The organism is Pseudomonas sp., from assembly GCF_035497915.1.
Lineage (GTDB): Bacteria > Pseudomonadota > Gammaproteobacteria > Pseudomonadales > Pseudomonadaceae > Serpens.
The window spans coordinates 35,012-59,692 of the sequence record NZ_DATJCS010000030.1; the positions used below are offsets into that span (position 1 = coordinate 35,012).

Here is a 24,681-nt window from a genome sequence, read left to right on the forward strand (position 1 = left end):
TCGCACAATAATGGCGCTATGACATCGGACATGGCGGGCATCTTGCCGCCCGCCACCCTTCAACGGAACGAAGAGAAGCCCCCTCAATGCGTCAGCATCTTACTGTCACGCGCAAACTCGGCCTGGGTTTCGGCCTGCTGCTGGTTCTTTCCCTGATGCTGGCGTCAGTGGGCTTTTCCGGTCTGCACAGCAGCGGGGAGTCCTTTGCGCGCATCGGCCAGGTCAGCCTGCTGTTCGATGAAAGCGTCTACGCCCGCGAAGCCAACTTCAATTTCGCCCTCACCCGCGCCCCCGAGCATGTTGCGCAGCACGACGAGCACCTGGCGGAATTGCGCAAGGTGCTCGGCGGCATTCTCGCCGGCATCGCCAGCGGCGACTGGCCAGCCGAGGACCAGGCGGCCGCGCAGGCCCTGCAGGCCGGGCTGGAGGGCTATGCCCAGCGGCGCCGTCAGGCGCAGGACACTGCCGCCGTGCAGGCCGCCAACGAACAGCTGCTCAGCCTGCAGGATGGCATCAATACCCTGTATTACGCCGAGGAAGCGCGCGGCGCCGAGCGGGTGCGGCAGACCGGCACCCTGCTGGCGGTGATCACCCTGGTGGCGCTGCTGATCGGCGCGCTGACCGCGCTGGGTATCGGCCGCCACCTGATCCTGCCCCTGCAGCAGGCCGTGCAGGCCGCCAAGCGCATCGCCGAGGGCGACCTCACCGTCGAACTGCACAGCGCGCGGGGCGATGAACTGGGGGTGTTGCTGCGCGCGCTGAACGACATGAGCCACAGCCTGCGCACGGTGATCGGCAAGATCGGCAGCGGCTCCGAACGCCTGGCCACCTCGGTCACCCAGATGGCCGCCGTCAGCCAGGAGACCCTGGCCGGCATTTCCCTGCAGCGCAGTGAAACCGACCGGGTCAACCGCGCCATGCACGAGCTGTCGCGCACCGTGGGAGACGTGGAACGCAACGCCGAAGGCGCCGCCGAAGCGGCCCGCGACGCGGACCGGCAGGCGCAGGGCGCCGCCGGGCTGTCGCGCCAGGCGCTCGGGCAGATCGAGGCGCTGGCCCGGGAAGTCGACCAGGCGGCCGGCTCGATGACCCGCCTGCAGCAGGAAAGCGAACGCATCGGCGGAGTGCTGGGCGTGATCAAGGCCGTTGCCGACCAGACCAACCTGCTGGCGCTCAATGCGGCCATCGAGGCGGCGCGCGCCGGCGAGGCCGGTCGCGGCTTCGCGGTGGTGGCCGACGAGGTGCGCAGCCTGGCGCAGCGTACCCAGCAGTCCTCGGCGGAAATCGATCAGTTGATCGCCGCGCTGCAGGAGATTGCCATGCACAGCGCGCAGAGCATGCGCGCCAGCGTCGAGCAGACCCGCCTGAGTGTCGATGGCGTGCGCAACATGGGCGCCTCGCTGGACACCATCACCCGGCAGGTGGCTGACATCCAGCAGGTGAGCTCGCGGATCCAGAGCGCCGCCGGCGAACAGAACGGCATGGCCGACGAGGTCAATCGCAGCGTGTCGAGCGTGCGCGAGGCCGCCGAGCGCTCGGCACGCGCCTCGGAGGAGATGACGGCCGCCAGTGGCGAGCTGGAACGCCTGGGCAACGACCTGAAGGTGCTGGTCGGGCACTTCCGCACCTGATCCGGTGCGGCGCCCGGATCAGCTCGCGACGTTCAGCAGGCTGGCCTGGTAGGCGGCCACGAAGCTGTCGAAATCACCCTCGTCCGTCGCCTCGATACGCTGCTGGGCGAGCAGCGACTCGCGTGCCAGCGCCTCGAAGCGCGCCTGCTCGTCCGCCGCCAGCGGCGTGGCGAGAAACGCCCGGGCGTGTTCGCGGCTCTGCCGCTGGGCGAAGGCGGTAAAGCTTTCGCCGCGCGCGCGCAGGCTGGCCAGCACCCGCGCCGACGGCGTCAGCTCGGCATCCTCCACCTTGGCCCGCTGGGCCTGCAGCGCCTGGACATGGCCGTGGCCGCCGCGCGCGCGGTCGAGCAGCTCGGCCACCGGACGCATGGCCTCCAGCAGCTCGTCGGCCCACTGGCGCAGTTCCACCGGTTGCTTGCCCTTCAGCAGGTGCAGGCCCGGACGGCGGCCCTCGGTGGCGGTCTTCAGGAAGTTGGCGGTGCAGCGGCCGCACTCGCCATCCACCAGCAGCGGGCTGTCCTGCAGCGCGCAGTAGAGCAGGAAGGTATCGAGGAACAGCGCCTCCGGCAGATCGATGCCCAGCGGCAGGAACGGATCGATGTCCAGGCAGCGCACCTCGACATACTGCACGCCGCGCGCCAGCAGCGCCTGCAGCGGGCGCTCGCCCGGGGCGGTGACGCGCTTGGGACGGATGCTCGAGTAGTACTCGTTCTCGATCTGCAGCAGGTTGGTGTTCAGTTGCAGCCATTCGCCGTCCTTCTTCGTGCCCAGCGCCACGTAGGGCGGATAGGGCGTGGAAACGGCGTTCAGCAGGCTCTCGGTGTAGCTGTCCAGGTCGTTGTAGCAGGGCGTCATGCCGGCCTGGGCGTTGTTCTGGTAGCCCAGGTCGCTCATGCGCAGGCTGGTGGCCCACGGCAGGTACAGGGTGTCGGCGTCCAGCTGCTGCAACTGGTGGCTGCGCCCGCGCAGGAAGTTGGCGTCCAGCGCCGGCGAGGCGCCGAACAGGTACATCAGCAGCCAGCTGTAGCGGCGGAAGTTGCGGATCAGGCCGATGTAGCGCGCCGACTGATAGTCACGCGCGTCGCGGCTGTCGTGCTCGGCCGTCCTGAGCAGCGCCCACAGCGCCTCGGGCAGCGAGTAGTTGTAGTGGATGCCGGCGATGCACTGCATGGTCTTGCCGTAGCGCAGCGCCAGGCCCTTGCGGTAGACGTACTTCAGCCGGCCGGTGTGGGAGCTGCCATAGCGGGCGATGGGAATGTCCGCCTCGTCCGGCAGCGGGCCGGGCATGGAGGCGCTCCACAGGTATTCGCCGTCGAGCTTGCCGCTGGTGAAACGGTGGATGCGTTCCAGCTCGTCGAGGGTCTGCGCCGGATCGGCGCTGGTGCCGGTGATGAACTCCAGCAGCGCCTCGGAATAATCGGTGGTGATCTGCTCGTGGGTCAGCGCCGAGCCCAGGGCGGACGGGTGCGCGGTGAGGGCCAGCCGGCCCTGTTCATCGACCCGCAGGGTCTCGCGTTCGATGCCGTGCAGCGCCTGGCCCAGCAGGGGCAGATGAGCCGGCTCGCCCAGCAGGGCCAGGCGACGGGTGAGTTGCTCGCTCAATTATGAATTCCTACACGCAGGGATCGACCCAATATGAGGTTGGACCCGCGCGACTACAAGGGCGCGGCGGCCGTTCGCCGCATCGCGCGACCGGCCGCCGGACGGGAAGGGTTACAGGCAGGCGAAAGTGGCCTGGGCCTTGGCCACCAGCTTGTCGCCCTGGTGCACCTCCGCCTCGATGACCTGGGTGCGCCGGCCACCGTGCACGACCCAGGCACGGCAGACCAGCTCGCCGTCGCTCACGCTGCGGATGTAGTTCACCTTGCATTCCAGGGTGACCGTGTTCGGCGTGCCGTCGCCCAGGCTGTGGCTGGCCTGGCCCATGCTGGAGTCGATCAGCGAGAACAGCGCGCCGCCGTGCAGCTTGCCGTGCAGGTTGCGCAGGCCGTCGTGCATGGCCAGGCGCAGCAGCGCTTCGCCCTTCTCGACCCTGATGATATCCAGGCCGAGCAGGCGCCCGAAGGCGCTGCTCTTGCCGATGGCTTCGTCCTGCACGCTCACGTTACTTCCTCAACTGCTTGGCGTTGGCGAACAGCGACGCCATGGCGGCATTGGTCGGCGCCGGCTTTTCCTGCGCGGAATGGCGCTCGCTGCGCGGCTGGCCGCCGCGGTTGTTGCCGCCCCGGGATTGCCCGCCCCGCTGTCCATCGACCTTCTCGCCGGGGGTGTCGGACAGGCGCATGGACAGGCCGACGCGCTGGCGCGGGATGTCCACCTCCATGACCTTGACCTTGACGATGTCGCCGGCCTTGACCACCTCGTAGGGGTCCTTGACGAACTTCTCCGACAGCGCCGAGACGTGCACCAGGCCGTCCTGATGCACGCCGATGTCGACGAAGGCGCCGAAGTTGGTCACGTTGGTCACCACGCCTTCGAGCACCATGCCGGGCACCAGGTCCTTGAGCGTTTCCACGCCGTCCTGGAACTCGGCGGTCTTGAACTCGGGGCGCGGGTCGCGGCCGGGCTTGTCCAGCTCCTTGAGGATGTCGGTCACGGTCGGCAGGCCGAAGCGCTCGTCGGTGAACTTGGCCGGATCGAGGCGCTTGAGGAACGCCGAATCGCCGATCAGCGAGCGGATGTCGCGCTCGGTGCCGGCGGCGATGCGCTGCACCAGCGGGTAGGTTTCCGGGTGCACGGCGGAGGCGTCCAGCGGGTTGTCGCCGTTCATCACGCGCAGGAAGCCGGCGGCCTGTTCGAAGGTCTTGTCGCCCAGGCGCGGCACCTTCTTCAGGTCGTTGCGCGACGTGAACGCGCCGTTGGCGTCGCGGAACTGCACGATGTTCTGCGCCAGGGTGGCGTTCAGGCCGGAAATGCGCGCCAGCAGCGCGGCGGAGGCGGTGTTGACGTCCACGCCGACGGCGTTCACGCAGTCCTCGACCACCGCGTCCAGCGAGCGCGCCAGCTTCAGCTGCGACACGTCGTGCTGGTACTGGCCGACACCGATGGCCTTGGGCTCGATCTTCACCAGCTCGGCCAGCGGGTCCTGAGGCGGCGCGCGATGGACACCGCGCCGCGCAGCGACACGTCCAGATCGGGGAATTCGCGGGCGGCCAGTTCGGAGGCCGAATACACCGAGGCGCCGGCTTCGCTGACCATGATCTTGGTGAGCTTCAGGCCCGGCACCTTCTTGATCAGCTCACCGGCCAGCTTGTCGCTTTCGCGGCTGGCGGTGCCGTTGCCGATGGCGATCAGGTCCACGCCGTGCTTGGCGCACAGCTTGGCCAGCACGGCCAGGGTGCCGTCCCAGTCGTTGCGCGGCGCGTGCGGGTAGACGGTGGCGGTGTCCAGCAGCTTGCCGGTGGCATCCACCACCGCCACCTTGCAGCCGGTGCGCAGGCCCGGGTCCAGCGCCAGCACGGCACGCGGGCCGGCCGGGGCGGCGAGCAGCAGGTCGTGCAGGTTGCGGGCGAACACGGAAATGGCCTCGTCCTCGGCCTGCTCGCGCAGCTCGCCGAACAGGTCGGTTTCCAGGTGGGTGTAGAGCTTGACCTTCCAGGTCCAGCGCACCACCTCGGCCAGCCACTTGTCGGCGGCGCGGCCCCGGCTGGCGATGCCGAAATGCTCGCCGATCATCACTTCGCCCGGATGCATGGTGCCCGGCGCCTCGTCGCCGACCTTGAGGGCGATGCTCAGCACGCCCTCGTTGCGGCCACGGAAGATCGCCAGCGCGCGGTGCGACGGCACGCCCTTGAAGCGTTCGTCGTGCTCGAAGTAGTCGCTGAACTTGGCGCCTTCGGTTTCCTTGCCGGGCACCAGGCGGGCGCTGAGGGTGGCTTCGTTCTTCAGGAAGGTGCGCAGCCGGTCGAGCAGCGTGGCGTCTTCGGCGAAGCGCTCCATGAGGATGTACTTGGCGCCTTCCAGCACGGCCTTCACATCGGCGAAGCCCTTCTCGGCGTCGATGAAGCGCTCGGCCTCGCCCTCCGGGTTCAGTTCCGGATTGCCGAACAGTGCGTCGGCCAGTTCGCCGAGGCCGGCTTCCAGGGCGATCTGCCCCTTGGTGCGGCGCTTCTGCTTGTAGGGCAGGTAGAGGTCTTCCAGGCGGGTCTTGGTGTCGGCCAGCTGGATTTCGCGCTTCAGCTCGGCGGTCAGCTTGCCCTGCTCCTCGATGCTGGCCAGGATCGCGCCACGGCGTTCCTCCAGTTCGCGCAGGTAGCGCAGGCGTTCTTCCAGATGGCGCAGCTGGGTGTCGTCCAGGCTGCCGGTGACTTCCTTGCGGTAGCGGGCAATGAAGGGCACGGTCGAACCTTCGTCGAGCAGGGCCACGGCGGCGGCCACCTGCTGCGGGCGTACGGCCAGTTCTTCGGCGATGCGGGCGTTGATATCCATATGATTTCCTGGGTGGATCAAGGCAAGCAGGCCGGGCCTGCGCGAAAGGGCGGGAGTATAACCAGCCGCGCGCCCGGCGCGGCAAACGCGGCGGCCGGGCCAGCAGAGGAAAAATCTGTTAACAATGGCCGGACTTGGCGCCGATGGGGCTGCGCCATAATGCGCCGCACATTATCTCGGGAGTTCCGATGAGCAGCACGGCAACCGCCAGCGATGGCGAAAAGATCCTGGTAGTCGACGACGACGCGCGCCTGCGCCGTCTGCTGGAACGCTTCCTCGACGAACAGGGCTACCGGGTCCGCACCGTGGAGAACGTCGAGCAGATGGACCGCCTGCTGGCCCGCGAACTGTTCAATCTGGTGGTGCTCGACCTGATGCTGCCCGGCGAGGACGGCCTGTCGGCCTGTCGCCGGCTGCGCGAGAAGAACAACCAGGTGCCGATCATCATGCTCACCGCCAAGGGCGACGAGGCCAGCCGCATCCAGGGGCTGGAAGGCGGCGCCGACGATTACCTGGCCAAGCCGTTCAACCCGCGCGAGCTGCTGGCGCGCATCAAGGCGGTGCTGCGCCGCCAGGCGCCGCTGGTGCCCGGCGCGCCGGCCAGCGAGGACGAGGTGGTCAGCTTCGGCGACTACCAGCTGTCCCTGGCCACCCGCGAGCTGAAGAAGGGCGACCAGGTGCAGATGCTCACCACCGGCGAATTCGCCGTGCTCAAGACCCTGGTGCAGCACGCCCGCGAACCGCTGACCCGCGACAAGCTGATGAACCTGGCGCGCGGCCGCGAATGGGACGCCCTGGAGCGCTCCATCGACGTGCAGATCTCGCGCCTGCGCCGACTGATCGAGCCGGATCCGTCCAAGCCGCGCTACATCCAGACGGTGTGGGGCGTGGGCTACGTGTTCGTCCCGGATGGCAGCAAGTGAGCCGAGCGCGCCGCGCATGAGCACCCCGTTCTGGTTCCCGCAGAGCTTCTTCGCGCGCACCCTGTGGATGGTGCTGATCGTCGTGCTGTTCTCCAAGGTACTCACGCTGGTGTACCTGATGATGAACGAGGACGTGCTGTTCGACCGCCAGTACAGCCACGGCGCGGCGCTGACCGTGCGCGCCTACTGGGCGGCGCCGGAGGCGGAGCGGGCGAGGATCGCCGCGGCCGCCGGTCTGCGCATCGCGCCACGCGCCCAGGTGCCGGACGGCGAGCAGCACTGGCCGTACAGCGACATCTTCGCCCGGCAGATGCAGGATGAACTCGGCCCGGAGACCCAGGTGCGCCTGCGCGCCCTCGGTTCGCCGGCGCTCTGGGTGCTTGCGCCGAGTCTGGGGCCGGACTGGCTGCGAGTGCCCATGTACCCTTCCCCGTTGCGCGGCCAGCGCATCTGGAATGTGCTCGGCTGGTTCCTGGGCATCGGCCTGCTGTCCACCGCGGCGGCCTGGATCTTCGTGCGCATGCTCAATGCGCCGCTCAAGCGACTGGTCTACGCCGCCCGCCAGGTGGGCCGTGGGCGCAGCGTGCGCTTGCCGATCAGCGACACGCCGAACGAACTCACCGAGGTGTATCGGGCGTTCAACCAGATGGCGGCGGACGTGGAAAAGGCCGCCGGCGAGCGCGAGCTGATGCTGGCCGGCGTGTCCCATGACCTGCGCACGCCGCTGACCCGCCTGCGCCTGTCGCTGGAACTGCTGGGTACCGACTCGGAACTGACCGAGGACATGGTGCGCGACATCGAGGACATGGATGCCATCCTCGACCAGTTCCTGGCCTTCATCCGCGACGGGCGCGACGAGCCGGTGGAGGATCTGGACCTGGCCGAGCTGGTGCGCGAAACCGTGGCGCCCTACAACCAGCAGCAGGAACAGGTGCAACTGGCCGTGCAGGCGGGTATTCCGCCCGTGCCGCTGCGGCGCATTTCCATCAAGCGCCTGCTCACCAACCTGATCGAGAACGCCCTGCGCTACGGCGGTCAGGACGTGCGGGTCGAGGCGCGGCTGGCCGGCGATCCGGGCGCGCCCTTCGTGCTGCTCAGCGTGCAGGATCGGGGCCCGGGCCTGGCCGAGCACGAGCTGAACGACATCTTCAATCCCTTCATCCGTGGCGACCGCGCCCGGGGCGGCACCGGCACCGGGCTGGGCCTGGCGATCGTCAAGCGCATCGCCGCGCTGCACGGCGGCCACGTGGAGTTGCGCAACCGCCAAGGCGGCGGCCTGGAGGCGCGGGTCTGCCTGCCGCTGGGTCTGCTGCTGCCGCGCGAGGCGGGCTGAGCGAAAGCGGCACGGCGCTGCTTTTGTTTTTTATTTTTGTAGGAGCGGCTTCAGCCGCGAATGGCCTTGGGGGCGGACCCGAAAAGCATCGCGGCTGAAGCCGCTCCTACAGGTTCCGGATCAGCCCTTGCCGCGCGTGCGCGTCGACCCGGGGCAGGCGTTCTTTTCCAGGTATTCGATGACCAGCCCGGCGATGTCCTTGCCGGTGGTCGACTCGATGCCTTCCAGGCCGGGCGAGGAATTCACCTCCATCACCAGCGGGCCGTGGTTGGAACGCAGGATGTCCACCCCGGCGACGTTCAGGCCCATCACCCGCGCCGCGCGGATGGCGGTGGAGCGCTCCTCGGGGGTGATCTTGATCAGGCTGGCGCTGCCGCCGCGATGCAGGTTGGAGCGGAACTCGCCGGGTTTGGCCTGGCGCTTCATGGAGGCGATCACTCGGTCGCCCACCACGAAGCAGCGGATGTCGGCGCCGCCGGCCTCCTGGATGTACTCCTGCACCATGATGTCCTGCTTGAGGCCCATGAACGCCTCGATCACCGACTCGGCGGCCTTGGCCGTTTCGCAGAGCACCACGCCGATGCCCTGGGTGCCTTCCAGCACCTTGATGACCAGCGGTGCGCCGTTAACCATCGCGATCAGGTCGGGAATGTCGTCCGGCGAGTGGGCGAAGCCGGTCACCGGCAGGCCGATGCCCTTGCGCGACAGCAGCTGCAGCGAGCGCAGCTTGTCCCGCGAGCGGCTGATCGCCACCGACTCGTTGAGCGGGAACACGCCCATCATTTCGAACTGGCGCAGCACCGCGCAGCCGTAGAAGGTCACCGAGGCGCCGATGCGCGGGATCACCGCGTCGAAGCCCTCCAGCGGCTTGCCCCGGTAATGGATCTGCGGCTTGTGGCTGGCGATGTTCATGTAGGCGCGCAGGGTGTCGATCACCTGCACCTCGTGGCCGCGCTGCACGCCGGCCTCCACCAGACGGCGCGTCGAATACAGGTTGGGATTGCGGGACAGGATGGCGATCTTCATGGCGCACCGGTGAGGTTGGGGAGCAGGGGCTTGTCCTGCACGTAGGCTTGGGAGGGATTGACCACCAGTTGGCCGTCGATCAGCGCCTTGGCGCCGAGCAGCACCCGGTAGCGCATGTTGCGGCGACAGGTCAGGGTGAAGTGGACTGGCCAGGTTCGGTCGCCAAGGGTCAGGCGGGTGCGGATCATGTAGCGCAGCTGGGTCTGGCCGTTGGAGCTTTTGATCTTCTTCACCGCCACCAGCGGCGCCTCGCAGCGATGCCGGCGCTGCACCAGCGTGCCGATATGCGCGGTGAAGCGCACCCAGTCCTCGCCTTCGTGGCTGAACGGCTGGATGTCGCTGGCATGCAGCGCCGAGGTGCCGGCGCCGGTGTCGATCTTGGCGCGCAGGCCGACCAGGCCCAGGTCCGGCAGGCAGATCCATTCGCGCAATCCGATGACGCTGAGGTGGTCGAACGTCTTCATGGCGGCCTCCCCGGGAAATTTCCGGCATTCTAGGGCCTGTCCCCGTTTCGCGCACGGCCGCGTCGGAGCCGTTTTCTGCGCGAACGCGTCTGGAGAAAACATGAACGAACGTGACGACAAGGTTCGCCTGGACAAATGGCTGTGGGCGGCCCGCTTCTTCAAGACCCGCGCCCTGGCCAAGGCGGCCATCGAGGGCGGCAAGGTGCAGCACCGGGGCGAGCGCTGCAAGCCGGGCAAGGAGCCGAAGGTCGGCGAGGAATACCTGATCCGCACCGGCTTCGACGAACGCACCGTGCGCGTGCTGGCGCTCTCCGACGTGCGCCGGGGTGCGCCGGAGGCGCAGCTGCTGTACCAGGAAACCGAGGAGAGCGTCGCGCGGCGCGAGGAGGCCGCGCGGCAGCGCCAGGCCGGCGCCCTGGGCATCGAGACCGACGGACGGCCGACCAAGAAACAGCGCCGGCAGATTCACCGTTTCCTCGACGACTACTGAGCCAGCGCGCTGTAGGCGATGCGCGGCACGCCATCCAGGCGGCGAGCCAGCACTTCACCCAGCGACTGGTCCTGTTCCAGGTAGGCATCGCCGAAGCCCTGGCGCAGCGGGTACGGATGGGCGATCACTTCCAGCACTCCGCCACCGGGCAGCAGGCCGTGGTGCAGGTCGAGCGGCGTGCACACATGGTCGGCGCTGGCATGTCCCAGGCGGCGCAGCCGCCAATTGAGCAGCGCCTTGAACAGGCGCTTGGGCGGCGTGAGGTTGCGTCCCAGGTTGCGGGCCAGACGCACCGGCACGCCCTGGCGGGCGGCGAACCGGGCCACCACTTCGCCCACCGGCAGGATGTTGTGCACGTGCTGGTGCGAGTCGATATGGCTGGGACGGATGCCGTGCTCCAGGCAGCGCTGCCATTGCGCCTGCAGTTCCGCCGCGATGGCCTGGCGGGTCGCTCCCGGCAGCCACAGGCGATGGCGCGGCAGGTTCAGGTCGAATTCCCCGGCGGCGTTGCACAGGAGCGGCTGGGTGCGAATGGCCGCGCTCAGCGGTCGCCCGTAGGTCAGGTTGAAATGCAGGCCGATGCGCCCCAGCAAGCCCTGCTCACGGGCCAGCGCGCAGGCCTCGACGAACGCCGGCATGTTGGCCATCAGCGTCGCCGAGCTGATCAGCCCCTGCTGGAAGGCGTCGATGATGGTGCGGTTCTCGTCCTGGCTGAGGCCAAAGTCGTCGGCGTTGATGATGACGCGCTGGATCATTGGCCCGCCCCCGGCAAGGGCTCGCCGCTCACGGCTTCGCCGCTGCGCCGCTGCTTGCGCCACTCCCAGACGCGATGCGCCAGGCCCATGAGAATTCCGGACGGCCGCCAGGAGTAGAAGCTCCAGCGCAGGTGTTCGACCTGGCCGTTCATGCGTTCGTGCAACTGATGCGTCGAGCCGCTGCGGCTGATCCGCGAGGCGTCGATCCAGCGCCAGCCCTCCTCGAAGCCCCACTGGATCCATTCGTCCAGCAGCAGGCGGCCGCCGCTGAGGTCGGCATATTCCGGCAGGAAAGCCAGGTTGTAGTCGTACAGCCGCCCGTGGTGCAGCAGGCCGAGGCGATAGCTGATGCAGCGCCCCTCGTGTTCGAGCATGACCACGCGCACCAGGCCGCTCGCGGCCAGCGCGGTGAAGGCCTCACGCATCCAGCGTCCGCGGGGCTCGCAGAAAATGCCCACCTCCTCCTGGCCCTTCCAGCTGCGTTCCTCGACGGCGGCGAGGCTTTCCAGCAGCCCGCCGATGGATGCGGCATCCGGGGTGACGCGGCGGATCACCGCGCCGATTTCCTCGCTGCGCTTGCGCGCCTTGCGCAGCTTGTAGCGCACGTTGCGGTGGGGTTCCTGGTTCTGCGCGGAAATGAAATGGTACGGAGCGCGGCAGCTCAGGTGGCAATGATGACTGGAGCTCATGTGGGCCCAGTGCCGCATGCAGCGCTGGGTATTGGTGTCGTTAGTGAATTCGGCGAGCTGCAGCACGGTATGCGGCAGCCGCTCACGGATCGCCTCCAGCGCCTGGCTCAGGCCCGGTTCATCGAGCAGGCAGAGCAGGGCCAGCCGGTCGGTCATCGGGTAGCCCAGATGCCGCAGGGTGGTCCAGCTCAGCCCGAAGCGCGATTCGCGGAAGGTGACCAGCGGCAGGCACAGGTGCAACTGATCGCCGTTCCAGGCCAGCAGGACGTGCAGGCGCTGCTCCGGCAGCAGGCTGTGCTCGGCGGCGAGCAGCCAGGCCAGGTGGTTGAACGGCGTGTGATGGGGCAGGCGCTCGCACAGTTGTGCATAAGCCTGGGCGGGAAACTCGGGTGCGGACAACGAGGCACACCATTGGAAGCGGTAATCCATGACCGATCGCTCTGGCTGTGTGAAAAGTGAGCTGTGGTAACCAGCCGGCGCGACTTCCCTGCTGCACGGGCAGCACCTTTTATAGCAGGCTTTTTCCGTCACGGCGGGGCCAGGGACGGCCGGAACAGTGACCGCCTGACGAAAAACCGACACTGGTCGGCATCCCCTCCCGGGCCGCCACGGCTTGACTAGAGTTCGCCCGAGCCCCGGCGTGGCCTGGCTTTCGGGGCGATGCCACCTATTTCTGCAAGGACGCAAGAAATGACCGACCTCTCCGCAACCGCCGATCTCCCGACGTCGACACACCGCGCACACCGGATTGTCGAGGTCGCCGACCCCGCCGAGCTGGCCCGCCATGTGCCGGCCTGGGAGCGGCTGGTCGAGCACGCCGCCGACCCCAACGTGTTCTACGCGCCCTGGGCGCTGCTTCCGGCGGTACGTCATTTGCGCGGGGGGCAGGCGCTGCGGGTGCTGCTGTTCCTGCGCAACGGCGAGGGAGAGGTGCTCGACGGCGTGCTGCCGCTGTTCGAAAGAACCTGCGGCGGCCTGGTGACTTCCCTGCACAGCTACCAGCACCGCTACTGCTTTTCCGCCGAGCCGTTGCTGTGTCGCGGCCGGGAAGGCGAGGTGGCTCGGAGTTTCGCGGCCTGGCTGCAGCAGCGGCGGTTCCGCCATCCGCTGCTGAGTCTGCGCGGCCTGGACAGCGAGGGCGTGTGGCTGCGCGAGCTCGGCCCCGCCCTGCGCGGGCGCGGACTGCGTTACCAGCAGAGCGCGCCGGTGCAGCGTGCCTTGCTGCGTCTGAACGTGGGGCTGGAGGCGTTCCTGCAACGCACGCCGGCCAAGAAGCACCGTGAATACCGGCGCCTGCAGGAGCGCCTGGCCGAGCTGGGCGAACTGAGGGTGCAGGTATTGGGGCCCGACGCCGAGGACCTGCAGACCTGGCTGGACGCGTTCATCGCCCTGGAACTCAAGGGCTGGAAAGGCCGGGAGGGCACCGCGCTGGGCAGCCGGGCCGAATGTCGGCGCTTCTTCGAGGAAACCGCGCGCAGCGCCCATGCGCGCGGATTGCTGGTGATGATGCGCATGAGCCTGGATGGGCGCCCCGTGGCCATGCTCTGCGATTTTCTCGCGCCGCCGGGACGCTATGCCTTCAAGACCGCCTATGACGAGGACTATGCGCGCTACGCGCCGGGGGTATTGCTGGAGCTCGAAAATGCCCGGCAGACCTTTGCCGACCCGCGCGGGGTGGAATGGCTGGATTCCTGTGCGGCGCCCGACAATGCGCTGCTGAACCGCCTCTATCCGGACCGGCGCACCCTCAGCGATCTGACGGCCTGCACACAGGGCCTGGCCTGGGTGGGGCTGTGGATGTCCGCCAGGCTCAAGCGCCTGCGTCAGCGACGCAAGCGCCTGGCCCAGGCGCAGTCGAGCGACTGAGCGACCGCGCGCCCTACCAGCCGCCCCCGGGCTTGCCGCCGGGCAGCAGGCGCGGTCGCTCGACCGGGATGGCCGGCTGGGGCCGGGCGGGTTGCACGGTGAAGCGCATGCCACCGAACAGGGTATGCGCATGCACCTTGCGCCCGTCCTCGTGGAAGCCCAGGCGCTCCATCAGCCGCAGCATGATGCGGTTGCGGCAGTCCACCACCGCCACCGCGCGCTTGTAGCCACGACTGCCCAGTAGTTGCCAGAGATAATCCTGGCCGCCCAGGAACAGCGCGCTGCCCCGGTGAGTGGGGGCGATCTCCAGGGCGAACAGGTAGGCATCGCCGGGCGCCACCGGAAACCAGCTGCGAAAATAGTGACCATCGTAGTAGTCGCGCGGGCTGATCCACATGAAGGCACAGACGTCGCCGAACGAATCCAGGGCGGCGTAGCCGTGCAGGTCGGGTTGGGCCAGCAGATCGGCCATCACCCCGACCTGGTTGGGAAAGTGGCGCCGGAAGGCGGGCAGCATGCGCGGGCTGATGTCCAGAAAGCGCCACGCATGGCGCCGCGGCAGCTGCAGCGGCGCCTGGTTTAGCTCGCGGGCGAACCAGTGCAGTTCGTTGTGGGCATAGATGAAGCGTTCGCGAAACAGGCGCAACGCGCCTCGCCATCCCTTGCGCCGCAGCTTGTGGTTGAGTTCGTGAATCTTCATGGCTGCTCCCAGGTCAGTGCGAACAGGGTTTCGCCCGGGATTTCGAAACGCCATGCGGCGTCCTCACAGCGGGGCGACGGAATTCGGGACTCGTCGCCGAACAGCGTGAGGCGCGGCGGATCGTGTCCCGAGCAGGGAATGCCGGCGAACTCGAGGCGTACCTGCTGGATGCGCGCGACCTTGTTCACGCCCAGCAGGTTCATGCTTGACCCGCTGCGCGTGGCCAGCGCGTCGAGCTCGAAGGCATCGTTGTCGAGCGCGAGCACCTGTTCACCCCAGTGCCCGAGCATGAAGACCATGGCCTGGCCAACCGGCCGCAGGCTGTAGCGATCGCCGTCCTCCAGACGCAGCAGCCCCTTGAAGTGCTGCTCGTCGTCGGCCAGCAGGAACCAGTTGAGCATGTCCAGCAGGCCGTCCTGCGAGGCCTGGATGGCCACCGAAGCCCACCAGAGCGCGGCGAACCGGGTGTCCTGCTCGTAGGGGCTGACGGTGTTGCCGCTGGACAGGTTGGTCTGGTCGATCAGCAGCGCCTTGCGGGGCCTGCCGTCCGGGGCGTAGCCGACCAGATCGGCGGCCTGGCGCACGCTGTGGCGGTACCACTCGGTGGCGCGCAGGTCGCGCACCATCCATTCGTGCCAGGCCAGGGCGTCGATCAGCGGTTCGTGCTCCTCCAGCAACTTCCTGGCCCAGTCGATGCCGCGCCGCTCGCTGGCGTTGTCCATGGTCGGACCATTGACCAGCCGTGAGGAGGCCGGGATGGCGATGCGGATGCCGGCGTCGTGGGCGCGGGGGTGGGCGCGCACCTGTCTGGCCATTTCCCGGAAATAGGTCGAGAAGCGCGCATAACTGGAATAGTTGAGATTGGGCTCGTCCGCCATGGACAGGTAATGGCGGCCGCCGCTACCCAGGCTCGCGGTGCTGTCCAGCCAGGCCTGCAGGCCTGCGCGACTCGTCGCGTCGAGGTCCAGATCGGCTACCCGCCCGGTTTTTGCCAGCAAGGTTATGTCATGGGCGATGCCGTACCGGTGCCGGAAGAGCGGGCGAAAGCGCTGCTCATGGCGCGGGTTGCGGGCCATGACATTGACGAAGCTGTAATGGCCGCCGGCTTGCGGGCGCAGGGTGCCCAGCAGGGTGGCATCCTCGGGCAGGCTGTACGGCAATGCCACGCCGAGTTTCGGCGTAGGGCCGAGCACCCGGTCGTGCAGCGCCAGGCGCACCCGGCCGGCTGTCCGGCCGGGCTGGTACAGGTGCTCGGGGCGCTGGGCGAACAGGTTGTCGGTGCCGTCCAGCCAGAACGCCGCCTTGCCCTTGCCATGCAGGCGCAGGCGCCAGACCTGGTCCTGGGCCGAGACCGGCAGGCTGACCAGATCGCTGCGCGGATACAGCGCATGGCGTTGCAACTTCAGGTGCACCTGGACGCCGTCGCTCAGCCGTTCGGCGCTCAGGGCGTGGACACCGCCGTGATACTTGCCGCCCAGTTGAGCGGCAACGCCGGCCGGAATGCGAAAGAACAGCGTCTGGTCGCGGCCGGCCTCAATGCTGAAGTGCAGCTTCACCGGCTCGAACAGCGAGGCGGTCTGCTCACCATGCCTGACCTGGTAACGCCGGAAGCTGTAGCCGGGGATTTCCAGACGGTAGCCGCTGCCCGCGGCGCGCAACGGCCATTCACGCGTTCCGCGTTGCTCGCCGGCGGCAATCTCGAAGCGCTGCAGCAGCCGGCCATCGCCGTCCTGCAGGTACAGGCGCTCCTGGTTGGCATCGGCCTGCCAGGCCGGCTCCCAGCCGATCCGCAACGGCTCGTCGACGGCGGGTTGCAGGTACAGCGCGCCGTCACGAATGCCCGACCACTCCAGGCCATGGGCAACTGGCTGCAGGCTGGCGAGCAGTATTCCGATCAGAGTCCATCGGCTTCGCATACCGGTCTCCGTCGCAGGTGGTTGAACAGGAAGCGCAAGTCGCTGGGCAGGATCAGCAGGGTGTTGGCCAGCGCCACGCCGCTGAGTCGGCAGTACAGCCACAACATGCCCAGGGTCAGCAGGCTGTAGGCCAGCGAGGAGGCATAGGCCGCGCCGACGATGCCCCAGTGCGGAATCAGCAGGTAGGTCAGCAGCAGGTTGAGCGCGGCGGCGATGCCCGCCATCAGCGACAGGGTGCCGGGCTTCTGCTTGCCGAGCAGGTCGAGGTGCAGAATGCTCGCGTAACACAGGCTGAAGATGCCGGGCAGCAGGGCCAGCAGTGCCGGATAGGCCGGCTGATAGGCGCTGCCGAACAACAGCACGATCAGCCATTCGCCGATCAGCGCCATGCCCAGACAGGCGGCGAGCATGGCCGTGCCGGTCAGGCGCAGGGCCAGCGGCGTCAGCTCATCGATGCCCTCGCCCTGTTGCAGCAGGCGCTTCATCAGCGGTGTGGTCACCGCCTCCGGGACGATGATCAGCAGCTCGGCGGCGGCGCTGGCCATGGCGTAGTAGCCCAGCGCTTCACTGTCGAGCAGCAGGCCGATCAGCAGGTAATCCGAGCGCATGAGAATCTGCTGGAAAAGAATGTCCGGGTGGCTTTTGCTGCCGAACTGCCACATCTCACTGCGGGTGTCGTGGCTCCAGCGCAGCCGGATGCGGTGATAACGGCCCAGCAGGCACAGGCCGACGATCGCCACCAGCGCCAGGCCGCCGATCCAGCTGATGACCGCCGCTTCCAGGGCGAAGCGTTGCCACATCAGGAACAGACCCAGGAACAGCACCAGGGGAACCAGCGACTCGATCAGGCGCAGGCTGTTGAAGGCCCCGACCTTGCCGTCGGCGTTGTGCAGGTTGAGCAGGGCGCTTTTCATCACGAACAGCGGGACCACCAGCAGCAACAGCCAGGCGAGCGCGCCGAGTTCCCGGGTGATTTCCAGATCCTGGCCGAACTGCTGCAACAGCACGACGCCAAGCCCGGTGGCCAGCGCCGAGAAGAGGCAGCCGTAGACCAGTACCTGGGCAAGCAGCGCGCCCATGGGGCGTTGCCGGGCCGCCTGGTAACTCAGTGCGGTATTCAGGCCGCCGCTGGTGGCGGCGCTGATCATCTCCGGCATGGCGCTGAGCAGCGCGAACAGGCCGCGGTCCGCGGGGCCGAGAATGCGCGCCAGCAGAATGTTGCGCAGCAGGCGCAGGACCAGCATGGCCAGGCTGGTGCCCACGCTCTGCAGCATGTGGCGGATGAAGCGCGAACGACTCATGGGCGGCCACTCGACAGCATGCGCCAGGCCAGCAGTTCCGGGCGGCGGGCGGTGTGCTGGCTGACGCCGATGCGCGGCAGGGCCAGGTTGTCGCCACGGCCGCTGAACAGGCCCGGTCGGGTGCTCAGGGCATGGCGGTAGTCATGGTGACGGACCAGTTGCCGACGAATCTGTTCGTTGTGATCGCCGTTGGGGTAGCAGTACACCGGTAATGGCCGTCGGCAGCGTTGGCGCAGCAGGCTGCTGCTGTCGTGCAGTTCCCGCTCCAGCTGGGCAGGATCCAGCCCGGTCAGGATGGCGTGGCTGGCGCCGTGCGGACCGAAGCGAACGAGGCCGGAATCTTCCAGCTGGCGCACCTGTTGCCAGTCGAGCGCCTGGGGTTCTGGGCTGTCGGGGCACTGATCGGCCAGGGCCTGCAGCAGCCCGGCCGGCAGTTGCTTGAGACGTTGCAGGTAATGCGCCAGCGTCAGGCTGCGCGGGTAATCGACGCTCCCGTCGCACAGCGCCGCAGGCACCTCGACCCCGGAGTCCCGTAACCGCGCGCACAGCGCATCGCGGGCGGAGGAGCCGTAGGTGCCCCACAGGGTTTCGCCGATGCTCTCCCACCAGAAGGGTCGCGGACTGCCGATGAAGTCGGTGGACAGGAAGATGCTGGCCGGCATCTGGTAGCGCTGCAGCAGCGGGAAGGCCTGGGTGGCGTTGTCCCGCCAGCCGTCATCGAAGGTCAGGGCCACGCGCAGGCGATTGGCCGGCGCGGCATGCGGGTCGAGCAGCTCCATCAGCGGCACGCAGTCGAAATGGCGGCGCAGCCAGCACAACAACCGTTCGAAGGTTGCGCTGCCCAGGCACAGTTCGTTGCGGTGCGGCAGGGCCGCGGCGCGGTCGTCGGCGATAACCCGGTGCAGCATGAGGATCACCCCCTCGGCCTGCACGCGCTGGGGCACGGGGGTATGCAGATAAAGCCAGCCGGCACCGGCCTTGAAGGCCTGTCTGAGGTTCATTTCAAGCCCTTAGCGATTCTGTTGGGGATTCCACAGGCTGTAGCGTTGCCCGCGCAAAAATTGCCAGAGCCCGAGGCTCATGCCGGCCAGCGTCACCAGCAGGAAGGCGGCGAGGCGGAACGGCTTGGGCAGGCGGCGCTGGCGGTCGAACAGACCCGCCAGGGCCAGCAGGTAGGCGCCGAGCTGGGCGACCAGGGTGGCCTGGAAGAAGGTGCCTTGCGGCCACAGCCAGACGTTGCTGAGCAGCAGCGGAATCAGCAGCAGCGGGGCCAGACGGCGGATCAGCTTGTGACTGATCAGGGCCAGTGCGTAGCTGCCGTAGCGCAAGGGATTGAGCAGCTCGCGCCGCTGGGCCAGGCTCTGCAGGCCGCCCACCGTGACGCGCAGCCGGCGGCGGAACTGCTTGTCGGCATCATCCACCCCCTGGTCGAGCACCTGGGCGGACTCCACGAAGACGATGCGCTGGCCGGCCACGGCGGCACTGGTGCTGATGTAGAAGTCATCGGTGACGTCCGCCGGAATCGTCTGAAACAGCTCGCGGCGCAGCGCCAGCAGGGCGCCATCCACCGACACCAGGCAGCCGGCACGGCTTTCTGCACGGCGCAGCCAGGATTCGTAACGACGGTACAGCTGATCGCCGAGCCCGAGGTGGGCGCCGCTGTGTGGAATCTCGATGTGCCCGCCGGCCGCGCCAACCCGAGGATCGCTGAAGGCGCGCATCAGTTCGCTCAGGCAATCCCTGGCCCAGCGGTTGTCGGCGTCGGTGAACACCAGGATGTCGCCACGGGCCGCCGCCACGCCGGCGTTCAGGGCGTGGGCCTTGCCCTGGCGGGGCAGGTCGAGAACCTCGATGCGCGGGTCGGCGATGGCGTGTGCCTCGGCAACCGTGGCGTCTGAGGAGCCGTCACTGGCGACGATGATCCGCAGTTGCTCGGGCGGGTAATCCTGCTGCAGCAGCGTCTGAAGCTTTGCGCCGATGTGCTCGGCCTCGTTATGGGCGGCGATGATGATGCTGACGCTCGGTGAGCATTCAGCCGGGCGCACCGGCGCCGGCCTGAAGCGGGCGATCAGGCCGATCAGCAGCGGATAGCCCAGGTAGGCATAGACGGGCAGCAACAGGCACAGCCAGAAAACGAATTCAGCCACGAGCGGGCCTCCGTGGGGTGAGATTGAGCAGGCCGAACAGCAGGCCGGCACCGGTGACATGCAGGCGCAACCAGTGCAGCAACCAGAGCTGTGTGGTCAGCCGGGGAGCAAGGCGGCTGTAGGTTTCGCGCAGGGCCAGGCCCAGGGCGGGGGCCAGGCCTAGGGCGAACAGGGCGAGGGCCGCCGGCCACTGCTGCTGAACCAGCGCGATCAGGGCCAGCAGGTCGAGCAGCCAGATTCCGCAGGCCAGCAAGGGGAAGCGCAGCAAACGCAGACTCGGGCCGTTCTTGCGCAGCAACTGAACATGACTGCACTGGCGCCACAGTTCCTTGCCCAGCCATTCGCTCCAGGTGCTTTCGAAACCCCAGTTCAGCACGGCGGGATCGGGCAGGCTGAGCAGGCGCGCGCCGGCCTGGCCGAGGCGCAGGCTGAGGTCCTTGTCCTCGCCGGTGCGCAGTGTCTCGTCGAAGCCGCCGACCCGCTCGAACCAGCTGCGCGGCAGGCACAGGTTGGCGGTAGGCAGCCAGTCGCGCAGCCCGGCCTGCTCGCGGGCGCTGCCCACGCGCTGCAGCCAGGCGCGGGCATACCACGGCGCCTGGGCTGGCGGGCGGTGGACCAGGCCGAGCACTTCGGCGCGGTTCTGCGCCTGCACCCGGCTCCAGGTCACCAGCCAGTTCTCCGGGACCTGCATGTCGGCATCCAGAAAGGCCAGCCATTCGCCCTTTGCCAGGGCGGCGCCGCGGTTGCGCAGGGCGCCGATGCTGATGCCCGGACAGGCCAGTACCCGGGCACCCCATTCGCGGGCGATGCGGGGGCCGGCATCGCTGGAGCCGTTGTCGACGACGATGACTTCCCACGCGCAGGCGGCGCGCTCGGCGGCCTTGCGGACCGCTTCGAGGGTGCGGGCGATGTGCCGCGCCTCGTTGAACATGGGAATGATGACGCTGAGGGTATGGCTCATGCGGGGCGGACCTCCGCCCGGCCGGGTGCTGGCGTTTCGGTCGTTTCCAGGCGCATGCCGCTGGAGATCGCCAGCAGGATCCACAGCAGCTTGCTGTTGGGGCTGCTGAGGAACAGCAGGAACATGCTCAGCGCCAGGAAGGTCAGGCCCATGAAGGCCGCCAGTTGGGCCTTCTGGTCGTCGCCAGCCCGGAGCCAGTGCGCGCGGGCATGCTGGAAGTTCTTCAGGCCGAGCGCGATCAGGGCGATGAACAGCAGGCCGCCGGGCAAGCCGACCTCGGCGAGCATGCCCAGGTAGGTGTTGTGGGCGACGCGGTGCAGGTTCGGATCGTTGGGGCTGAGCGAGAAGGCCACCGCGAAGCCCGACTGGGCGTATTCCAGCGGGAAGGTGCCGGGTCCGGAGCCGAGCAGCGGGTGCGCGGCGATCACCTGGCCGCCCACCACCAGATAGGAGGTGCGCCGGCCCAGCGAGGGGTCGTCGTAGGAACGCACGCCCTGCTTGATGAAGGCCAGGGTCTTGACCCGCTCGACATACTCGTCCGGCAGCGCCTGGAAGGCCAGCGGCGTGCCGATCAGTAGCGCCAGCAGGATGAAGCCGAAGTGGCGTGGCTGGATGTGCCGGCGGTAGGTGCGAAAGTGCCAGAGCGTGCCGAACAGGCAGACCAGGAAGATCAGGAAGCCCGAGCGGGAGCCGGTCTTGGTCAGGCCGAAGACCAGGAAGACCAGCAGGCCGAGCCAGAACAGCCGCAGCAGCAGATGGCGCGCGCGCAGCGTCAGCAGCAGCGCGGGCGGGATGGCGCAGGTCAGCAGCAGGGCGAAGTAGTTGGGGTCGGCCAGCAGCCCCAGGGAGCGACCGGTACGTTCGTCGATGTTGTCCAGCGCGATCACGCCGCTGACGCTGACGCCCAGCACCATCAGCCGGGCCAGCCAGAGCAGGTCGAGCTCCTTGTAGAGCAGCAGGGTCAGGCCGAACAGCGACAGGCCGACCGACAGCTGGCGCAGGGTTTCCAGCGACAGCGGGACGTGCCGGCTGTAGAGAATGCTGAGCACATAGCAGAGCAGGAAGGGCAGCAGCAGTTTCCACAGGTTGCTGCGCAGCCGCTGTTCGGGCAGCTGGCGCAGCAGCAACTGCAGCGCCGCCACCAGGATCAGGGTGTAGCCGACCAGCTTGCCGCCGGTGATCGCGCTGCCCTGGGGAAACAGGCCTTCGACCGGAATCATGGCCACCAGGCCGAGGATGCCCCAGGCGGGTCGCTTGTACAGCACGCCGAGCGCGATCAGCGCCGGAGCCAGCAGCGGCGCCACAAAGGGCAGCGGGCCGGCCAGCAGCACGGCGATGGTCAGGCCGAGCAGCAGGGACAGCGGAAGTATCAACGCCATGATGGGGTTCCCGCGCGATGGTAAAGCTGGCTCCAGCGCTCGGTCTGGCCAGGCAGGTGAAAACGCTCCTGCTGCACCTGCCGGGCGCACGCGACCAGGCGTTGACGCAGCGCGGAATCGTTCAGCAGGCGTTCGGTCTGGGCGATCAGGTGGGGCAGATCTCCGGCCGGGCTGAGCAACGCGGACTGTTCATGGGCCAGCACATCCGGTATGCCGCCAACGGCGAAGGCGGCGATCGGCGTGCCGAGCTGCATGGCCTCCAGCAGCACCATGGGCGTGCCCTCGGTGCGCGAGCTCAGCACCAGTGCGTCCAGGGCACCCAGCCAGTCAGCCATGTGGTCCTGGTAGCCGGGCAGCAGGATGCGCCGGGAGAGTCCGGCCGCCGCGATACGCGCCTCCAGGTCGCCCCGTTGTGGCCCCTCGCCCAGCAGCACCACGGACAACGCGGGGTGGCGCGCGCATAGCGCGATGGCCAGCTCGACGAACAGGTCCGGGCCCTTTTCCAGGCTGAGCCGGCCGACGAAGCCCAGCAGCGGCGCCGGCGGCGCCAGCGGCGGACGCTGCGCCGCTCGTGCGTCGCTCGCCGGCAGGCCATTGGGCAACACGTGCAGCTTGCTCTCGCGTACGCCGGCCCGGCGCAGCAGGCGGGCAATGCTGTCGGCCACGCAGACCACACTCGTCACCTGCGGCGTGCGGCACAGCTGCAGGGTCAGCCAGGTGTACAGTCGCTGCTTGCGGTTGCTGGGGGTGAAGCCGTGCTGGGTGGCGACCAGCGGCAGGCCAAAACGGCAGGCGGCCAGCCAGCCGAGCACCAGGCCCTTGAAGCCGTGGGCGTTGATCAGCCCCGGCCCGACCTGGCGCACGGCGCGCAGAAGCTCGCGCGGCCCGCCGCCGCAGCGGCGGATGTCCACGCCGGCCGTGGCGAAGCGCTGGAGCAGGCTGTCGGGCCCGTCGAGCAGCCACACCTGATGGCTTGCCGGTACGTGCAGGCAATGATCGAGAAGCATGCGTTCCAGCCCATAGAAACCGCCGCTGCTCAGCAGATGCACGACCTGCGGCGGTGCATCTACGGTCGCGGTCAGCTCGCGGCCCAGTGCCGAATCCATGGCAGACGTCCTGTCTTGTGCGAATCGGGTTGGTCGGGATCATCCGCGTCGATGGTCATCAGCACCGGCAGACCCAACTGCTGACCGATCTGGCCGGGGTGCTTGAAGCGGTGGTCGAAGAATTCGCGGATGTAGCCCAGCGCGATGGCCAGCAACAGGCCGGTCAGCAGGCCCAGCGGAATGACCTTCGAAGGCACCGGGAAGGTGGCCTGGGTGGGTTCGAACGGCCGCGTCAGAATGCGCGCGTTGGATAGCGCGCCCAGCACGTCGCTGGTACGGCTCTCCTCGTAGCGCTGGGTATAGGCGAAGAATGCCTGGTGCAGCGCCTCGATTTCCGTGTTCAGCTGACGCAGCTGCGACTGGATGCCCTGCAGGTCGCGGATGCGGGTCTTGTACTCGGTGACCCGTTCGCTCTTCTGGGCGATCACCCCGGTGACGATTTCCTGGTTCTTCTCCCGCTCCTGGATCCGGTTCCTCACCACCTGCAGGAACTGCTGGCGGGCGCGCTGGATCTGCGCGCGCAGCGTCTGCATCGGCACGCTGTCAGCTTGAAAAATGTCGCTTTCGGTGCCGTACTGGCTGACCAGCTCGATCAGCCGGTCACCCAGCTGGCGAATTTCGCGATCGTCGTAGATGGAGTTTTCCAGGGTCTGGGCGAAGGTGTAGGGGAAGCTGTAGTCGTTGAGGCGTGCCTGGCTGGCCACGTTCAGGCTCTTCTGCAGGTACTCCAGCCAGCGATTGCCTTCCAGGGCGCGGTCGCGGTACTGGCTGAGGTTCAGCTCCTCCTGGTTGATGGCGCTAAGCAGGAAGGTGATCTCCTCGTCCGGGTTGGCGGCCTTGGCACCTTCGAGCAAGGTCAGGCGCTGCGCCTCCAGGCCCTTCAGGCGCTCCTGGTACTGCAGCTTCTTCTGCTCGTAGAAATCCAGCGGCAGGTCGTTCGAATACAGCTCCTGGCGATGGACCAGATAGGTATCCAGCAGCCGGTTGATCAACAGGGTGCCGAACACCGGCTCGCCGGCGCTGTAGGCCACGCTGATCACGTTCGAGCCGGGCAGCGTCTGGATCTCCAGGTCCTCCAGCACCATCAGGGCCAGGTTGTCGAACAGGTTGTCGCGGATCGGCTCGGCCTCCAGGCCAAACACCTCGCGCAGCGGGTTGAGCACGTGCGCCTGGAACGGCTCGACGACATGCCGGCGCAGGGGGTCGGTCACCCAGCGCTTCAGCAGCCCCGGCTCCTCCTGGAAATGGCCTTCGGCATACAGCTGCTCCACGGTGCGGCGGATCAGTGCCGGGGAGCGCAGGATGCTGCTCTCCGTTTCCATGTCGATCAGCGTCGGCGGCACGAACACGTCGCTGAGCTTGTTCAGCGCGCCGCCGCTGGGGTCCATCTGGGGAAGTTTCTTGGACTGGACCAGCACTTCCGCCGTGACATCGAAGGTCTGCTTGGCCAGCACCGGGATGAGCAGGGTGATCACCGCAAAGAACAGGAACACCCGCTTGATCAGCCGCCGGTTGGCAAAAAATATCCGCAGGAATTCATGCAGGTAGTTTTCGGTCTGGTTCATG

20 protein-coding genes and 1 pseudogene are annotated in these 24,681 nt (G+C 68.0%); 5 read left to right on the forward strand and 16 right to left on the reverse strand.

Going from position 1 to position 24,681, the window contains the following annotated elements:
* The first annotated feature begins 86 nt into the window (after window positions 1–86).
* Window positions 87–1,631, forward strand: a complete 1,545-nt coding sequence (locus VL129_RS09230; protein ID WP_325412331.1) for a methyl-accepting chemotaxis protein — start codon at window positions 87–89, stop codon at window positions 1,629–1,631.
* Between the two features lie 18 nt (window positions 1,632–1,649).
* Here VL129_RS09230 and gshA read toward each other — a convergent pair whose 3' ends face one another.
* From gshA to VL129_RS09245, 3 genes and pseudogenes are all read right to left on the reverse strand, one after another.
* A complete protein-coding gene (gene gshA / locus VL129_RS09235) occupies window positions 1,650–3,233 on the reverse strand; it encodes a glutamate--cysteine ligase (RefSeq protein WP_325412333.1) in 1,584 nt (527 codons plus the stop codon).
* 111 nt (window positions 3,234–3,344) lie between these two features.
* Window positions 3,345–3,734, reverse strand: a complete 390-nt coding sequence (locus VL129_RS09240; protein WP_325412335.1) for a PaaI family thioesterase — start codon at window positions 3,732–3,734, stop codon at window positions 3,345–3,347.
* A gap of 1 nt (window position 3,735) precedes the next feature.
* Window positions 3,736–6,059: pseudogene (locus tag VL129_RS09245) on the reverse strand (Tex family protein).
* Between the two features lie 188 nt (window positions 6,060–6,247).
* Between VL129_RS09245 and ompR the strand changes: the two are divergent.
* Entirely contained in the window at window positions 6,248–6,982 is a 735-nt protein-coding gene (ompR, locus tag VL129_RS09250; protein WP_325412337.1) for an osmolarity response regulator transcription factor OmpR, read from the forward strand.
* A 16-nt stretch (window positions 6,983–6,998) separates the two neighbouring features.
* On the forward strand, window positions 6,999–8,315 hold the full coding sequence (locus tag VL129_RS09255; protein WP_325412339.1) for an ATP-binding protein: 1,317 nt from the start codon (window positions 6,999–7,001) through the stop codon (window positions 8,313–8,315).
* 120 nt (window positions 8,316–8,435) lie between these two features.
* Here the strand turns inward: VL129_RS09255 and rimK are convergent, their stop codons facing one another.
* Together rimK and rimB are read right to left on the reverse strand one after the other, a co-directional pair.
* Entirely contained in the window at window positions 8,436–9,341 is a 906-nt protein-coding gene (gene rimK / locus VL129_RS09260; protein WP_325412342.1) for a 30S ribosomal protein S6--L-glutamate ligase, read from the reverse strand.
* Window positions 9,338–9,805, reverse strand: coding sequence for a retropepsin-like aspartic endopeptidase RimB (gene rimB / locus VL129_RS09265; protein WP_325412344.1), 468 nt, complete (start codon window positions 9,803–9,805; stop codon window positions 9,338–9,340). The genes rimK and rimB overlap by 4 nt, the downstream gene beginning before the upstream one ends.
* A gap of 100 nt (window positions 9,806–9,905) precedes the next feature.
* On the opposite strand from rimB, the gene VL129_RS09270 reads away from it, so the two are divergent.
* Window positions 9,906–10,295, forward strand: coding sequence for an RNA-binding S4 domain-containing protein (locus tag VL129_RS09270; protein ID WP_325412346.1), 390 nt, complete (start codon window positions 9,906–9,908; stop codon window positions 10,293–10,295).
* On the opposite strand, the gene VL129_RS09275 is transcribed toward VL129_RS09270, so the two are convergent.
* Both VL129_RS09275 and VL129_RS09280 read right to left on the reverse strand, forming a co-directional pair.
* Window positions 10,289–11,050 carry a ChbG/HpnK family deacetylase gene (locus VL129_RS09275; RefSeq protein ID WP_325412348.1) on the reverse strand — a complete coding sequence of 254 codons (762 nt, stop codon included), beginning with the start codon at window positions 11,048–11,050 and terminating at the stop codon, window positions 10,289–10,291. The genes VL129_RS09270 and VL129_RS09275 overlap by 7 nt on opposite strands.
* Window positions 11,047–12,168, reverse strand: coding sequence for a GNAT family N-acetyltransferase (locus tag VL129_RS09280; protein WP_325412350.1), 1,122 nt, complete (start codon window positions 12,166–12,168; stop codon window positions 11,047–11,049). Before VL129_RS09280 ends, VL129_RS09275 begins: the two co-directional genes overlap by 4 nt.
* Before the next feature lie 261 nt (window positions 12,169–12,429).
* On the opposite strand from VL129_RS09280, the gene VL129_RS09285 reads away from it, so the two are divergent.
* A complete protein-coding gene (locus VL129_RS09285; protein ID WP_325412352.1) occupies window positions 12,430–13,605 on the forward strand; it encodes a GNAT family N-acetyltransferase in 1,176 nt (391 codons plus the stop codon).
* A 13-nt stretch (window positions 13,606–13,618) separates the two neighbouring features.
* Here VL129_RS09285 and VL129_RS09290 read toward each other — a convergent pair whose 3' ends face one another.
* The 9 genes from VL129_RS09290 to VL129_RS09330 are packed head-to-tail and all read right to left on the reverse strand — an operon-like array spanning window position 13,619 to window position 24,680.
* Window positions 13,619–14,305: a GNAT family N-acetyltransferase gene (locus VL129_RS09290; RefSeq protein ID WP_325412354.1), complete on the reverse strand. Its 687-nt coding sequence runs from the start codon at window positions 14,303–14,305 to the stop codon at window positions 13,619–13,621.
* A complete protein-coding gene (locus VL129_RS09295; RefSeq protein ID WP_325412356.1) occupies window positions 14,302–16,221 on the reverse strand; it encodes a hypothetical protein in 1,920 nt (639 codons plus the stop codon). Before VL129_RS09295 ends, VL129_RS09290 begins: the two co-directional genes overlap by 4 nt.
* Window positions 16,200–17,522, reverse strand: coding sequence for a lipopolysaccharide biosynthesis protein (locus VL129_RS09300; RefSeq protein ID WP_325412358.1), 1,323 nt, complete (start codon window positions 17,520–17,522; stop codon window positions 16,200–16,202). Before VL129_RS09300 ends, VL129_RS09295 begins: the two co-directional genes overlap by 22 nt.
* Entirely contained in the window at window positions 17,519–18,523 is a 1,005-nt protein-coding gene (locus VL129_RS09305) for a polysaccharide deacetylase family protein (RefSeq protein ID WP_325412359.1), read from the reverse strand. Before VL129_RS09305 ends, VL129_RS09300 begins: the two co-directional genes overlap by 4 nt.
* Window positions 18,524–18,532: 9 nt before the next feature.
* On the reverse strand, window positions 18,533–19,669 hold the full coding sequence (locus VL129_RS09310) for a glycosyltransferase family 2 protein (RefSeq protein ID WP_325412361.1): 1,137 nt from the start codon (window positions 19,667–19,669) through the stop codon (window positions 18,533–18,535).
* Window positions 19,662–20,630 (reverse strand): glycosyltransferase family 2 protein, encoded by a 969-nt coding sequence (locus VL129_RS09315; RefSeq protein ID WP_325412365.1) that lies wholly within the window; start codon window positions 20,628–20,630, stop codon window positions 19,662–19,664. Before VL129_RS09315 ends, VL129_RS09310 begins: the two co-directional genes overlap by 8 nt.
* Window positions 20,627–22,009, reverse strand: coding sequence for an O-antigen ligase family protein (locus tag VL129_RS09320; protein ID WP_325412367.1), 1,383 nt, complete (start codon window positions 22,007–22,009; stop codon window positions 20,627–20,629). The genes VL129_RS09315 and VL129_RS09320 overlap by 4 nt, the downstream gene beginning before the upstream one ends.
* Entirely contained in the window at window positions 22,000–23,115 is a 1,116-nt protein-coding gene (locus VL129_RS09325) for a glycosyltransferase family 4 protein (protein WP_325412369.1), read from the reverse strand. Before VL129_RS09325 ends, VL129_RS09320 begins: the two co-directional genes overlap by 10 nt.
* Window positions 23,088–24,680 (reverse strand): GumC family protein, encoded by a 1,593-nt coding sequence (locus VL129_RS09330; RefSeq protein WP_325412371.1) that lies wholly within the window; start codon window positions 24,678–24,680, stop codon window positions 23,088–23,090. Before VL129_RS09330 ends, VL129_RS09325 begins: the two co-directional genes overlap by 28 nt.
* Between the last annotated feature and the right edge of the window lies 1 nt (window position 24,681).

Excerpts from the sequence above, each read along its gene's own strand:
- VL129_RS09230 (WP_325412331.1), top strand. The coding sequence starts at position 87 with ATGCGTCAGCATCTTACTGTCACGCGCAAACTCGGCCTGGGTTTCGGC.
- ompR (WP_325412337.1), top strand. The coding sequence starts at position 6,248 with ATGAGCAGCACGGCAACCGCCAGCGATGGCGAAAAGATCCTGGTAGTC.
- VL129_RS09255 (WP_325412339.1), top strand. The coding sequence starts at position 6,999 with ATGAGCACCCCGTTCTGGTTCCCGCAGAGCTTCTTCGCGCGCACCCTG.
- rimK (WP_325412342.1), bottom strand. The coding sequence starts at position 9,341 with ATGAAGATCGCCATCCTGTCCCGCAATCCCAACCTGTATTCGACGCGC.
- rimB (WP_325412344.1), bottom strand. The coding sequence starts at position 9,805 with ATGAAGACGTTCGACCACCTCAGCGTCATCGGATTGCGCGAATGGATC.
- VL129_RS09270 (WP_325412346.1), top strand. The coding sequence starts at position 9,906 with ATGAACGAACGTGACGACAAGGTTCGCCTGGACAAATGGCTGTGGGCG.
- VL129_RS09275 (WP_325412348.1), bottom strand. The coding sequence starts at position 11,050 with ATGATCCAGCGCGTCATCATCAACGCCGACGACTTTGGCCTCAGCCAG.
- VL129_RS09280 (WP_325412350.1), bottom strand. The coding sequence starts at position 12,168 with ATGGATTACCGCTTCCAATGGTGTGCCTCGTTGTCCGCACCCGAGTTT.
- VL129_RS09285 (WP_325412352.1), top strand. The coding sequence starts at position 12,430 with ATGACCGACCTCTCCGCAACCGCCGATCTCCCGACGTCGACACACCGC.
- VL129_RS09290 (WP_325412354.1), bottom strand. The coding sequence starts at position 14,305 with ATGAAGATTCACGAACTCAACCACAAGCTGCGGCGCAAGGGATGGCGA.
- VL129_RS09295 (WP_325412356.1), bottom strand. The coding sequence starts at position 16,221 with ATGCGAAGCCGATGGACTCTGATCGGAATACTGCTCGCCAGCCTGCAG.
- VL129_RS09300 (WP_325412358.1), bottom strand. The coding sequence starts at position 17,522 with ATGAGTCGTTCGCGCTTCATCCGCCACATGCTGCAGAGCGTGGGCACC.
- VL129_RS09305 (WP_325412359.1), bottom strand. The coding sequence starts at position 18,523 with ATGAACCTCAGACAGGCCTTCAAGGCCGGTGCCGGCTGGCTTTATCTG.
- VL129_RS09315 (WP_325412365.1), bottom strand. The coding sequence starts at position 20,630 with ATGAGCCATACCCTCAGCGTCATCATTCCCATGTTCAACGAGGCGCGG.
- VL129_RS09320 (WP_325412367.1), bottom strand. The coding sequence starts at position 22,009 with ATGGCGTTGATACTTCCGCTGTCCCTGCTGCTCGGCCTGACCATCGCC.
- VL129_RS09325 (WP_325412369.1), bottom strand. The coding sequence starts at position 23,115 with ATGGATTCGGCACTGGGCCGCGAGCTGACCGCGACCGTAGATGCACCG.
- VL129_RS09330 (WP_325412371.1), bottom strand. The coding sequence starts at position 24,680 with ATGAACCAGACCGAAAACTACCTGCATGAATTCCTGCGGATATTTTTT.